This window comes from Marinomonas sp. GJ51-14 (assembly GCF_055808695.1).
This window is the reverse complement of record NZ_CM147879.1, coordinates 2,941,021-2,954,063: the sequence shown is the minus strand read 5'-3', so window position 1 is coordinate 2,954,063 and position 13,043 is coordinate 2,941,021. Positions and strand designations below refer to the sequence as shown.

Below are 13,043 nucleotides of genomic sequence, written 5' to 3'. Positions count from 1 at the left end.
TATTACTTTGGGGTCTAGGAGGATTTTATGTCAAAGTGGTTAATCTGGACACTACTTGAGCTCACAACATTACTTTTTGTCGCAAGCTTAGTCTTCATATGGCTATCTCATTCACTTAAGAAAAAAGCTAAAGATGCCAGTGTAACGAAAACAGACTCCATCGAATTAACAAAAGAAGAGCAAGACATTAAAAGCTATAAACGCCTTGCTAACTTTTTAGATAAACAAATCAGCTTTGCTGTCAGTGCTATTCGTCCTGAGCTAGAAAATCAACACGAAACAAATACTATAAAGCTATGGGGAACCATTCTTAGAGCAGAAAGAGCCATTATTCTAAATCAAGCGAGCACAGAACCAACCCCTATTCTTACTCGGTTTCTATCAAGCCTTCTCTATGCCCTATCCGCACCAAAATTACAGATGGCTAATGCTGACGAGTTAAATCAAAGTCTAAAAAAAATGGAAACGGAATTATTTCAAACTGCAGAATTACTGATTGTTAAAGAATCATTAACAAAAAATCAGATCTTATTGAACGAAGATCTACGAGATAGCATAGATAAAGCAAATAGACACCTTGCACAATTAAGAATTAAACAAAAAGAGCAGCAGAGACTAGAACTCGAAGTCAATGAACTAAAAAGTAGAATTAATAACTTAGAAAAAAGCCAAACGGAAAACTCAAACAGTTTTGTACCATTTAAAATGACTCTACCAGATAATCAAAAGTTGAGCCTAGAGCTCCGAAATACATCTTTCAAACAAATTTCTTCATTACATCATTTGTCTGATCGACAAGAGATGGTGATAGACCAACTCAAAAATGAAATAGAAAAAAACTCAAATCACAAGAATCCGCACAATTCAATTGAGACTCAAAAAATTGCCATCGCAAAAATGGAACGAATGGCAGAAGAGACTCAAACTTTAATTATCCAACTTGAAACAGAACTTGAAACATCAAATCTATCTATAACCTCGCTGAAACAAGACATTAGTTTAAAAGACAGTAAATTGGCAGAAATGGAAAAACAGCTATCTGAAAGTAATGAAACGGCAATAGGCAATCTTCATACACTTAATGTAAACAAAAAAGAAACATTAAGCTCTCTACGAGACGGGCTTAGCAGCGCACTAGAAAGTCGATCATCTGAAAGCCTTATAGAGCAAGAAAAAGATACGAAGATGCTGGAGCGTTTACTACAAGAGTCAGAAACCTGCGTAGCTTTATTAGCACAAGAACTAGATACAATAGAAAAAGTAAATCAAGAATTAAAGCAAAAAGTCGAAACATCGATAACACATAAAGACGGAAAGAATTCACATTATTCGAAGTCTTTACAGGTGCAGAGAGAAAGAAACAGAGAACTTGTCCAAATAACCACTAAACTAAAAACAAAAATGCTGGATATGGCTTCCGGTAAAGATTATCAGGAGTTACGAGTTGCTTATAATAAGAAAAGCCTTGAATACGATCGCTTACAATTGGCATCTTCAGATTTGGAAATGAAATATTTAGGGATGCTAAAATAAGCTCCCTAAATATTAAAACACTTAAGGACAATTATATTTTGAAATCCAACATACGCTGCAGAGGAACAAGCGCCTTAACTCTAGTCTCTTCGGCGATATGAATTTCTCCAGATTCATCTCTGAGTGAGTTACGAAGCATCTCTAAACTATTCAAAGCCATCCAAGGACAATGCGCACAACTCCGACAACTTGCCCCTGAGCCTGCAGTAGGAGCCTCAACGAAGCGCTTTTCTGGCGATGCCTGCTTCATTTTATAAAAAATCCCTCTATCTGTTGCAACAATGAAAGTATTGTTTTTCATTGCTTTAGAGGCATTCAACAATTGTGATGTCGAACCAACAACATCAGCAACAGCAATAACAGACTCTGGTGATTCTGGATGCACAAGTACAGCTGCATCAGGATAAATGGCTTTTAAGTCTAAAATCCCTTTTGCTTTAAACTCTTCATGAACAATACAAGCACCATCCCAAAGAATCATATCTGCACCTGTTTCACGCTGGATGTATCCACCTAAATGCTGATCAGGCGCCCAAATGATTTTCTCACCCTGCTCAACCAAATGATTCACAACATCCAATGCAATACTAGATGTAACAACCCAATCCGCACGCGCTTTAACTGCTGCAGATGTGTTTGCATATACAACAACTTTTCGATCAGGATACTGGTCACAGAATGCAGAGAACTCATCTATTGGGCAACCAATATCTAATGAACAGGTTGCTTCTAAAGTAGGCATCAAAATTGTTTTTTCTGGACTTAATATCTTTGCCGTTTCGCCCATAAACTTCACACCAGCGACAACCAAAGTTTTTGCTTCATGGTTTGCTCCAAAGCTCGCCATTTCCAAAGAGTCAGCGATAATTCCGCCCGTTTCTTCAGCAAGCTCTTGAATAGCATCTTCTGTATAGTAGTGAGCCACTAAAACAGCGTTTCTTTGCTTTAGTAATAGCTTGATTTCATCACGAAGTTGTAAATTGTCTACAGGATCTTTATCGAGATTTTTTTCTGCTTCTGAAAGATACATTTGAACAGTATCACGAAGAGCTGCTTTATTAAGAAGTTCGGACATTTCATTACCCCTTAAAAAACTGGGAGTTAAATGAGTGTTTTTGGTGGGTCGTACTGGATTCGAACCAGTGACCAATTGATTAAAAGTCAACTGCTCTACCAACTGAGCTAACGACCCAAAAATCACAAAAGGAATAAAAAAGATGTTGGTGGGTCGTACTGGATTCGAACCAGTGACCAATTGATTAAAAGTCAACTGCTCTACCAACTGAGCTAACGACCCAACGGGTTGCGTATAATACAGAGCCCGTTGAGGAATGCAAGTTATTTAACTTTACTTAAATAACCCGTCGCTAGTTTCGCTGCCTTACTATTAGGAAAACGTCGAATCACATCCTGTAAGTAAGATTTGGCTTTTGCCGTCTCACCTAGTTGGTCACTAACTGTCCCCAACTTATATAGCGCATCTTGTTCTTTGCTATGACCAGGGAATTTCTTAATCACAGTTGAAAAAGCATCCACTGCTTCTCTAGACTTCCCTTGGACCAGCTTAACTTCACCGAGCCAATAATAACCATTACCTGTCAATGTGTTATTTGGATAATCTTGCACAAACTGACTAAATGCCACTTCAGATTCATCAAATTTTCTCTCACGAATCAAGTTATATGCATTGCTATAAGCTTGCTGAGACTGAGCCGATGGCGGTTGTAAAGTCACAGGAGACAAAGGTGGAGCCAATGCATTCGGCACACTATCTTCTTCTTTTATAACAACTGGTGGTTCTTGATTTATCGGCTGTTGTACTTGAGAACTAGTGGGAATAGAAGGCACCGGTTGAGAAAGGGATGAAGACATAAGCAAAGATATACGCTTATCAAGATCGATATAGCGATCTCTTTGGTTCTGCTTCATTATTTTTAATTCGTGTCCCTGCTCTTCTAATTGACCACGGAGGCTTTGAACCTCTTGCTGCAACGTTTCCAATTGAAAAAGCAAGTCCGCAGCAGCACTTGAAGAAAGGCCACCGTTTACTTGTTGAATTTCGGCTGATGCAAGTGGTGCTGTAAAAAACAGCACCACTGCAAAAGAGCGAATCTTCACGTCTTTAAAGATCATTTTTCGTAACGAACTTCAACACGACGGTTTAACTGCCAAGCATTTTCGTCATGACCAAATGCAACTGGAACTTCTTCGCCAAAGCTTACGCTTTCAACTTGAGATGCAGCAACACCTTGAATAGTCAAATAACGGCTAACCGCTTTAGCGCGACGCTCACCTAGTGCAATGTTATATTCGCGAGTACCGCGTTCATCACCATGGCCTTCCAATACAATGCGAGCATCTGGATTAGATACAAGGTATGCAGCATGCTTAGCTAATGCTTCGCGAGACTCTGGACGCACGATTGATTTATCAAAGTCGAAGTAGAAAACAGTTTGTACACCAGCCAAAGAGTCAGTGTCTGCAGTTTCTTCTACTACAGCTGTTTCATCAACAATAACGCTAGTTAAAGCACCATCTTCACCAGCACCGAATGCTTGATCAGAAGAAGCATCTGTAGTTTCGTCAGTAGCTTGTTCTACAGATGTCGCATCTTCAGCAACAGTTGAAGTATCAGTATCTGTTGCTGTTGTACTACAACCTGCAATCCAAGCTGCAGATAAACCGATTACAGCAAATTTACCTAGTTTGTTTACGCTCATTATTCACTCCTAAATGTCTTTATTTGAAATACGGGGACCAAGATGGCTCTCGCACATCACCTTCAGCTGATGGTAACCTATATTTAACAAGTCCATCAACGGATACTACAGCTAAGATGCCCTTTCCTTTATAGGTTGTGGCATACATCACCATGCTTCCATTTGGTGCAATGCTTGGTGACTCGTCTAAGTAAGTTTCTGTGAGAATTTGAACTCGTCCAGTTTTCATATCCTGTAAGGCAACATGATAACTACCATCATTCTTCTGAACCGTCACAAGGTATCGTCCATCTGGAGTCATTCTTGCTCTGGTATTTAGATCACCTTCAAAGGTAACCCTCTCAACACGCTTACTATTTACATCCAATCGATAAATTTGCGGATTACCGCCTCGATCAGACGTGAATACTATTCCTTTACCATCTGGTTCCCAGCTTGGTTCTGTATCAATAGAGTAATGATTTGTCATTCTCTGTAGTTTTTGAGTCGTAATATCTAAAGTATAGATTTCTGGATTATTATCTTTAGACAACACTAATGCTAGTTTTTTACCATCTGGTGACCAAGCAGGCGCTCCATTCAAGCCTCTAAACTGGGCAATTTGCTGACGCTTACCACTTGCCAATTCCTGAATAAAAATACTAGGACGGCGATTCCTAAACATAACGTAAGCAATATTTTTCCCATCACTACTCCACGAAGGCGATAAGATAGGCTCTTTCGATTCTACAACGACTTGAGGTCTATGCCCATCAGCATCAGCAACTTGCAACTTAAATAAAGGCGCTCTTCTATCTCCTTCCGCTGTTACGTATAGAATCCTAGTACTAAAGGCCCCTTTTGTACCTGTTAAAATTTCATATACTTTATCACTAATGTAATGAGCTGCGTCTCTAAAATTACGGGAAGAAACATCAATTGAACTGTGTTTTTGCACTGGTCTTTGACTTAAAACATTTAACAATTCAAAACCAATTCTATATTGATCATTAGCGACTTTTTTAACTGTACCAATAACAACATAATCACTCTTTAAAAGACGCCAATCACGATAAAAAACATCTGATTCTTGCGATGGCATACTTAACATACTAGAGCGAGGTACAGCCTGAAACAAACCACTTCGAGCCAGGTCATCCTCTACTATTTGAGCAATATCTTCTGGTAGAGCTTCAACACCATCATAACCAAAAGGTACCACAGCGATAGGAAGAAGTTGATCAGCACCACTGGTTATTTCAATAACTAATTGAGCACTGGCTGACCCCATAAATAACAAATTGGCAACAAAAATACCCAACCATTTTTTTAACATCATTAATTTCTCAAATCTTGCGGGTTAAAAATCAAATCTACCTGACGAAAATTACGTTCAAAAGTATAAGAATCCACATCAGCCAACTCTTCAATACGCCTTACTTTTTTAACAGCATCAAGCGTTCTTTGATCAAACAAGGCATCACCACTACTTTCGGTGACCTGTACATTCATAACTTCACCATTTGGTAAAAAGTAAATACGCAACTTGGCTTTCATACCGTTTCGAGCACTTGGGGGACGAATCCAAGCCTGAGTAACTCTACTATTAATTAATCCGCTAATAGACTGAACCATCTTCGCTTCTTCCACTGCACGCTGCTCTGCAGCCTCTGCTGCTGCCTTAGCTGCTACTTCAGCTGCTTTTTTCTGTTCAGCTTGTCTAGCCGCTTCTTCTTGCCGCTTTCGTTCTTCTTCCGCTAAACGTTCCGCTTCAGCTTTGCGGGCCTGTTCTTTCTGTTTTTTCTCTTCAGCTGCTTTTTGAGCTTGAAGTTTCTTTTCAGCTTCTTGAGCTAAACGTTTCTTCTCAGCTTCTTGCGCTAAACGCTTTTGCTCAGCTTCTTGTTTCTTTGCTTGCTCTTTTTTTAGAGACTCTTCTGCTGCTTTCTCTTCAGCCTTTTTAGCTTGAGCAAGTTTTCTTCTTTTATCCTCTAATGCTTTTCGCTGAGCCTCTTTTTTCTACTTTGCTCAGCATCTCTTTTCTTTTTCTCCGCTAAAGCGGCCTGTTGCTGCTTTGCCGCTCGCTCTTCGGACTCGCGCTTACCTATTATTGTTTGTGAAATATCAATAACTGTCGCATTTACAATAACAGGTCGTTTAGGTTCTTGTATTTCATTATCACTAAAATCAACAGCAACCAAACCCACCACTATGATTACACCATGCAATCCAAGAGCTAATAATGTCGGTATACTATAATTCTCACTACTTAGCCATTTCATTACTTATTATCCGGCTCAGTAACCAACCCAACATTAGGAACACCAGCCCCTTGTAAAGCGACCATCAAACCAATCACATCACCATAGGAGACATTTTTATCCCCTCTTACTAATACTGACATTTTAGGATTTTGGCTCAATACTTTTCTAACTCGATCCTGCAATTGCCCCAAGGTAATTGACTCTTGCTTGCCGCCGACATCTAAATAAAACTTACCAGACGAATCAACAGATGCAATCATGACGTCACTTTCTGTTTCTTGTATTGGTGCTGCATTTGCATTTGGCAGCTCTACATCAACCCCTTGAGTTAACATGGGTGCGGTTATCATAAAAATAACCAACAACACCAACATTACATCAATGTATGGAACAACGTTAATTTCCGCCATTGGGCGACGTTTATTTCGTCTTCTAGAGCGAGCCACTATTCAGCGCCTCCCTCTCTAACATGCACTTTACGATGTAAAATACTTGTAAATTCATCCGCAAAATTTTCATAGCTAGATCCAAGAGACTCAGCTGTAGAAGAAAAGCGGTTATAAGCAATAACTGCAGGGATCGCCGCAGCCAAGCCTATTGCCGTGGCAATAAGCGCCTCAGCGATACCCGGTGCAACGGTAGCCAATGTGGCTTGCTGCACTTCTGCTAAACCAATAAAAGAATGCATTATTCCCCACACCGTACCAAATAAACCGATATAAGGACTTGTAGACCCCACTGTCGCCAAAAAAGGTAAATGTTGATCCAGTTTTTCTTCTTCTCGATAAAGTGCAACACGCATTGCTCGCTGCACCCCATCCATCACGGCATCGGGCTCAATATTATGATTCTGCCTTAGTCGAGTAAATTCTTTAATCCCTGATGTAAAAATAGTTTCCATACCTTCAGCGATGCGACCATCTTGAGTAAGCTTTCGATAAAGCTGACTTAAATCGATACCAGACCAAAATTGATCTTCAAACGTAGAACTCACTTTCTTGGCTTGCTTTAATATTCTAATTTTTTGGAATATTACAATCCATGAAAATATGGAAGCAGCTAGCAGTGTCAACATAACAAGCTGAACAACAATACTGGCACTGGCGATAAGTCCCCAAATTGACATTATTAACCTCTATTTAAAATCCGAAGGTAACTGGTAATTAAAATGCTCATATGCACGCTTTGTAACCTGACGACCTCTTGGTGTCCTGATTACAAAGCCCTGCTGAATCAAAAATGGCTCAATGACATCTTCGATTGTATCTTTGTCTTCACCTAGTGCAGCAGAAACACTATCCAGACCAACTGGTCTTCCGTCAAACTTTTCTATCATGGTCAATAACATACGTCGATCTAAGTGATCAAAACCCTGACTATCTACACTTAACATATCTAGTGCTCTTTGAGCAACTTTTTGTCCCACAAGTTCCTCACCACTCACCTGAGCAACATCTCTTACTCGACGCAATAATCTGTTTGCGATTCGCGGTGTACCTCGTGAACGTCTGGCCACCTCAAAACAACCAGAGTCATCTAACTTCATCCCCATCTTTCCAGCAGATCGGGCAACAATGGTCGTCAATGAAGCGACATCATAGAATTCTAATCTTTGTACAATACCAAAGCGATCTCGAAGTGGTGACGTCAACAATCCTGCTCTCGTTGTTGCTCCGACAAGAGTAAAGGGTGGGAGTTCAATTTTTATTGACCTCGCAGCAGGCCCTTCGCCAATCATAATATCCAACTGGTAGTCTTCCATTGCTGGGTACAAGACCTCTTCAATGGCTGGACTCAATCTATGTATTTCATCAATAAAGAGGATATCCCCTTCATTCAAATTCGTTAACAATGCAGCCAAATCTCCTGCTCTTTCTAAAACAGGACCTGATGTCGTTTTAACATCAGCCTCCATCTCATTGCCAATAATATTGGCAAGAGTGGTTTTACCTAATCCAGGCGGACCAAATATTAACGTGTGATCCAATGGCTCATTGCGCTGCCTAGCCGCCTGAATAAATATTTCCATTTGCTCTCGAACAACAGGCTGACCTATATACTCAGAAAGCATTTGTGGACGTATTGCCCGATCCACTTGCCTATCATTAACCTTAGGTTCTGCTGAGATAATGCGATCTTGTTCAATCATAGTTTATTACCTCAACATTCCTTTTAACGCAGCCTTGATTACATCCTCACTGCTGGCTCCATCTGTAGGAACACCAGCGATGGCTTTAGCTGCTTCTTGAGGCTTATATCCAAGAGAAATCAATGCCGCTTCAGCTTCTTGCCTAGGATCTGCTTGAACTTGCCTTAATACCGCTGGAGCAGAAAACAAGTCTGTCTTGGCTGCTTGCCCTAGCTTGTCACGCAATTCAATAATAAGTCGTTCTGCAGTTTTCTTCCCTACGCCGGGAATACGAGTCAAGGCAGTCACATCAGAATCTTGTACATTTGAAATAAGCTCCTCAGCGGACATACTCGACAACACAGCCAAGGCCATTTTAGGTCCAATACCATTCACTTTAATCAATACTCGAAACAAAGCACGTTCACTTTTGTCGATAAACCCATAAAGTGTTTGAGAATCTTCTTTTACTAAAAAATGAGTATACAGCGTCACTTTTTCGCCGACTTGAGGCAAATCATAAATCGTCGTCATAGATGCGCTAATTTCATAACCAATACCACTGATATCAACAAGTAATTCAGGTGGTGTTTTTTCAATCAAAGTGCCGACAATTCGCCCGATCACAAAGTCTTCCTTACATCTTGTTCAGTCCAACGCTTCGAAGAACGCCCTGCTCGCTTACCAACACCATACTCCAGGCCACCAGAGGTTCGTGTATTAGCATGACACAAAGCGATAGCCAAAGCATCTGCCGCATCTGCCTGAGGCTTAGACGACAATGCTAACAACAACTGAACCATTGACTGAACTTGCTCTTTATCTGCATTGCCATTACCAACAACCGACTGTTTTACGCGTCGGGCGGCATATTCATGCACGATTAAATCCTGCAAGGATGCCGCAACAATCGCTGCACCTCTTGCTTGACCCAGCTTTAGTGCTGAATTTGCATTTTTAGCTAAAAAAACTTCTTCAATCGCAAATTCATCCGGCTTGTATTCATCCAGCAAAGCGGAAACATTTTGAAATATATGTTTTAACCTGACAGAAAGCGCCTCATCAGGTAATCGAATACAGCCACTATTTACATAAGCGGATTTTCCATTTGAAACATCAATAATACCAAACCCAGTTATTCTTGAGCCTGGATCAATCCCTATCACTCTAGTAGTGGCCATTCTTTTTTGCCTTTTGAAATTATTGTATATTTCAGCAGTCCTTACATAAGTATGCAATGCTAAAGTATAAAAAAGGCCGCTTATTAGCGGCCTTTTACGTTTTTCTTTCGATCTCTTAACATAACATACTGTTTTAAAATAAGTTTAAGAGAAAAACATTATCATTCAACAACAGGTTTTCTAACGCGAATACTTAATTCTTTCAATTGCTTCTCGCTCACTTCACCCGGAGCTTGCGTCAACAAGCACGTCGCACTTTGGGTTTTAGGAAAAGCAATAACATCACGAATAGATTGCGAGCCTGTCATTAACATAACCAAACGATCTAAGCCGAAAGCCAAACCACCGTGTGGTGGCGCACCAAACTTTAGTGCATCCAGTAAGAAGCCAAATTTCTCTTCCTGCTCTTCTTTACTGATATTAAGAAGTTCAAACACTGTTTCTTGCATAGAAGACTGGTGAATACGAATAGATCCACCACCAAGCTCTGTACCATTAAGAACCATGTCGTATGCTTGGGATAATGCAGTCAAAGGGTTCGCTTTGAGATCTTCCGGAGAACATGAAGGAGCAGTAAATGGATGATGAATTGCAGTAATCCCGCCATCACTTGTTTCTTCAAACATTGGGAAATCAACAACCCAAAGAGGCGCCCATTTAGAAGTATAAAGATCTAAATCTTCACCAAGTTTGCAACGTAATGCACCAAGAGCTTCATTTACTACTTTTTCAGAATCAGCACCAAAGAAGATCAAGTCGCCATCTTGCGCTTCAAGACGAGTTAATAACGCTTCACGCACTTCAATTGGCAAGAACTTAACGATTGGAGACTGCAAACCTTCTTCAAGATTAGATTTGTCGTTAACTTTGATATAAGCCAAACCCTTAGCACCATAAATGCCAACAAATTTAGTATATTCGTCAATTTGCTTACGTGTCAAAGCGTTGCCACCAGGCACTTTTAATGCAGCAACACGACCTTTTGGATCCGTTGCTGGACCAGAAAAGACTTTGAAGTCAACATCTGCCATTAAGTCAGAAACAGTAACGATTGTTAATGGAATACGAAGATCTGGTTTATCACTACCATATGTTTCCATCGCCTCAGAATAAGGCATGCGTGGGAATGTACCCAAGTCAACATCCATCAATTCTTTAAACAAACCAACAATCATGTTTTCTGTCATTGCCATGATTTCTTGTTCGCTCATAAAAGACGTTTCAATGTCCACCTGAGTAAACTCTGGCTGACGATCAGCACGCAAATCTTCATCGCGAAAACATTTAGCAATTTGGTAGTAACGATCAAAACCAGACACCATCAACAATTGTTTAAACAATTGCGGTGATTGAGGCAGAGCAAAAAAACTACCTTGCTGTGTACGGCTTGGTACCAAGTAATCACGCGCACCTTCAGGCGTTGCACGAGTCAAAATAGGTGTTTCAATATCTAGGAAGCCATTATCGTCTAAGTAACGACGCAATACAGAGGTCACCTTAGAACGAAAACGCATTTTTGCCTGAACTTCAGGACGACGTAAATCGATAAAACGGTTCTTTAATCGAACATCTTCACCAACATTTTGATGATCGTCCAATTGGAATGGAGGTGTTTGTGCTGCATTCAGAATTTCAAGCTCTGTGCCAAGTACTTCAATTTCACCCGTGTTCATATTCGGATTTACTGTACCTTCTGGACGAGCTCGAACCAAGCCTTTTAGCTTAACAACAAATTCGTTACGAACGCTGTCTGCAAGCGCAAAACTATCTGCACGATCTGGATCAAAAACAACTTGAGTAATACCTTCACGGTCACGGATATCTAAGAAAATAACACCGCCGTGGTCACGACGACGATGAACCCAACCGCATAAGGTAATTTCTTGTGAAATGTTAGAAGCATTTAACTCGCCGCAATAATGGCTGCGCATAATTTCTTTCCTATTACTGTCTCAGTAAGAGAGTGATGTGTTCTTAGAGTGCTTTCTGTTTAACTACATACTTAATATGTATTTTCGCACCAAACAGAGAAGCTGAATATTTTAAGGCAAAGCATTATATGCGAACAGAGACTGACTCTCTAGAGTCTGAGCCAAATTTGTCCCTAACAAGGTTACTACTTTATCCAATAGTGACTATTTTATAGGTCATTTTTTGACCATTTTGACGTAGATCGACTTCATCATCGATCACTTTCCCCATCAATATCTGACCAACAGGACTTGAAGGCGTAATCAAGTAAATCATCTGATCATTAAATTCAACGGTAAGCCCGCCGGCACAAGGAGAGACAAAAAAATATTTTGAAATATAATTTGAGTTCAATAAAGCTAACTCAACCAAACACCACAACCCTATTGAATCATTCTCATCGAATTGGACAAATGGTTTTTTATTAAAAAATAACCAGTCTTTTTCGCACTCTAATACTCGTTGGGACTGCCCGTGTGCTAAATAAGACGCCTCTAAACCAAATGTATCGTATTTGTTTTCAGCAACACTTTCTTCATTCGTCGCTGCATCATGCGCTTGCTTCGCAGCCCATTTAGCCGTTTCGAAACGACGCAATAATGCAGATGTGATTGCATCATGTACTTCTTTCTTATCCATATGCTCATCTATCTTATTTTATATTTAGACATTGTAGAGGTTCAGTTTGATAAAGGAAGCGTCTGGAATAGACATAGGCCGAATAAGGACAAAATGTGTCTTTTCTGACACCAACAAAAACCTTAGTTGACTTAATCAACTGACAACTCTATATTGATAACCATTCTCAAATAAGAGCGAATTAACAGTGAAAGATTCAATAGCGGATTCATTGCACAAACTAATGCACCTTCACCGTAGCCAAATAAAAGGAATTATCGAGACATCTGAAATCACGCTTTCAGTAAGTCACATCCGAGCACTTAAGTGCATAAAGCATATCAATGACTGCAACGCTAGCGACATTGCACATCGACTCTCTCTTGATAAATCACAAATCACTAGAATGTTAAAAGAATTAGTAAACGAAAAACATGTAGAAAAAATTCGAGACCCAAAGAATCACCGCAGTCAATTACTTAGCCTAACCAGTACAGGTGATCAGTTATTAGTAAAAATAACCAAACTAAATACACAGGTTATTGAAAAAATGACAACTGGATTAACAGATAAGCAAATCGAAGATTTCATTCATACTACAGACATAATGGCAAACAACCTTCAACAAGCATCGAAAAAATATGGAGCTTAA

Annotated in this window: 15 protein-coding genes and 2 tRNA genes; 2 read left to right on the top strand and 15 right to left on the bottom strand. The window is 39.9% G+C overall.

Annotated features, from left to right (window positions below; all coding sequences use genetic code 11):
- Positions 1 to 27: 27 nt before the first annotated feature.
- Complete coding sequence (locus AC0L3Y_RS14090) at positions 28 to 1,533, top strand: hypothetical protein (protein WP_473464997.1); 1,506 nt, start codon at positions 28 to 30, stop codon at positions 1,531 to 1,533.
- Between the two features lie 31 nt (positions 1,534 to 1,564).
- On the opposite strand, the gene nadA is transcribed toward AC0L3Y_RS14090, so the two are convergent.
- The 15 genes from nadA to AC0L3Y_RS14015 form a co-directional block, all read right to left on the bottom strand.
- Complete coding sequence (gene nadA, locus AC0L3Y_RS14085; RefSeq protein WP_473464993.1) at positions 1,565 to 2,608, bottom strand: quinolinate synthase NadA; 1,044 nt, start codon at positions 2,606 to 2,608, stop codon at positions 1,565 to 1,567.
- A 41-nt stretch (positions 2,609 to 2,649) separates the two neighbouring features.
- Positions 2,650 to 2,725 (bottom strand) — tRNA-Lys (locus tag AC0L3Y_RS14080).
- A gap of 29 nt (positions 2,726 to 2,754) precedes the next feature.
- Positions 2,755 to 2,830, bottom strand: a tRNA-Lys gene (locus AC0L3Y_RS14075).
- A 41-nt stretch (positions 2,831 to 2,871) separates the two neighbouring features.
- Complete coding sequence (ybgF, locus tag AC0L3Y_RS14070; protein WP_473464990.1) at positions 2,872 to 3,666, bottom strand: tol-pal system protein YbgF; 795 nt, start codon at positions 3,664 to 3,666, stop codon at positions 2,872 to 2,874.
- A complete protein-coding gene (gene pal, locus AC0L3Y_RS14065; RefSeq protein WP_473464987.1) occupies positions 3,663 to 4,253 on the bottom strand; it encodes a peptidoglycan-associated lipoprotein Pal in 591 nt (196 codons plus the stop codon). The genes ybgF and pal overlap by 4 nt, the downstream gene beginning before the upstream one ends.
- Before the next feature lie 19 nt (positions 4,254 to 4,272).
- The gene (tolB, locus tag AC0L3Y_RS14060) at positions 4,273 to 5,571 is read right to left on the bottom strand and encodes a Tol-Pal system beta propeller repeat protein TolB (protein ID WP_473464984.1); all 1,299 of its coding nucleotides are present in this window, start codon (positions 5,569 to 5,571) and stop codon (positions 4,273 to 4,275) included.
- Positions 5,571 to 5,867 (bottom strand): cell envelope integrity TolA family protein, encoded by a 297-nt coding sequence (locus tag AC0L3Y_RS14055; RefSeq protein ID WP_473464981.1) that lies wholly within the window; start codon positions 5,865 to 5,867, stop codon positions 5,571 to 5,573. Before AC0L3Y_RS14055 ends, tolB begins: the two co-directional genes overlap by 1 nt.
- 353 nt (positions 5,868 to 6,220) lie before the next feature.
- On the bottom strand, positions 6,221 to 6,511 hold the full coding sequence (locus AC0L3Y_RS14050) for a cell envelope integrity TolA family protein (RefSeq protein ID WP_473464977.1): 291 nt from the start codon (positions 6,509 to 6,511) through the stop codon (positions 6,221 to 6,223).
- The gene (gene tolR, locus AC0L3Y_RS14045; protein WP_473464973.1) at positions 6,511 to 6,939 is read right to left on the bottom strand and encodes a protein TolR; all 429 of its coding nucleotides are present in this window, start codon (positions 6,937 to 6,939) and stop codon (positions 6,511 to 6,513) included. The genes AC0L3Y_RS14050 and tolR overlap by 1 nt, the downstream gene beginning before the upstream one ends.
- Positions 6,939 to 7,619 carry a protein TolQ gene (tolQ, locus tag AC0L3Y_RS14040; RefSeq protein WP_473464971.1) on the bottom strand — a complete coding sequence of 227 codons (681 nt, stop codon included), beginning with the start codon at positions 7,617 to 7,619 and terminating at the stop codon, positions 6,939 to 6,941. Before tolQ ends, tolR begins: the two co-directional genes overlap by 1 nt.
- A gap of 9 nt (positions 7,620 to 7,628) precedes the next feature.
- Positions 7,629 to 8,642, bottom strand: coding sequence for a Holliday junction branch migration DNA helicase RuvB (gene ruvB, locus AC0L3Y_RS14035; protein WP_473464968.1), 1,014 nt, complete (start codon positions 8,640 to 8,642; stop codon positions 7,629 to 7,631).
- 6 nt (positions 8,643 to 8,648) lie between these two features.
- Positions 8,649 to 9,248 (bottom strand): Holliday junction branch migration protein RuvA, encoded by a 600-nt coding sequence (ruvA, locus tag AC0L3Y_RS14030; protein ID WP_473464964.1) that lies wholly within the window; start codon positions 9,246 to 9,248, stop codon positions 8,649 to 8,651.
- Positions 9,245 to 9,802 carry a crossover junction endodeoxyribonuclease RuvC gene (gene ruvC / locus AC0L3Y_RS14025; protein ID WP_473464961.1) on the bottom strand — a complete coding sequence of 186 codons (558 nt, stop codon included), beginning with the start codon at positions 9,800 to 9,802 and terminating at the stop codon, positions 9,245 to 9,247. The genes ruvA and ruvC overlap by 4 nt, the downstream gene beginning before the upstream one ends.
- A 161-nt stretch (positions 9,803 to 9,963) precedes the next feature.
- The gene (gene aspS / locus AC0L3Y_RS14020) at positions 9,964 to 11,733 is read right to left on the bottom strand and encodes an aspartate--tRNA ligase (protein WP_473464958.1); all 1,770 of its coding nucleotides are present in this window, start codon (positions 11,731 to 11,733) and stop codon (positions 9,964 to 9,966) included.
- A gap of 190 nt (positions 11,734 to 11,923) precedes the next feature.
- Positions 11,924 to 12,412 carry a GreA/GreB family elongation factor gene (locus tag AC0L3Y_RS14015; RefSeq protein ID WP_473464954.1) on the bottom strand — a complete coding sequence of 163 codons (489 nt, stop codon included), beginning with the start codon at positions 12,410 to 12,412 and terminating at the stop codon, positions 11,924 to 11,926.
- A gap of 187 nt (positions 12,413 to 12,599) precedes the next feature.
- On the opposite strand from AC0L3Y_RS14015, the gene AC0L3Y_RS14010 reads away from it, so the two are divergent.
- Positions 12,600 to 13,043 carry a MarR family winged helix-turn-helix transcriptional regulator gene (locus tag AC0L3Y_RS14010; protein WP_473464951.1) on the top strand — a complete coding sequence of 148 codons (444 nt, stop codon included), beginning with the start codon at positions 12,600 to 12,602 and terminating at the stop codon, positions 13,041 to 13,043.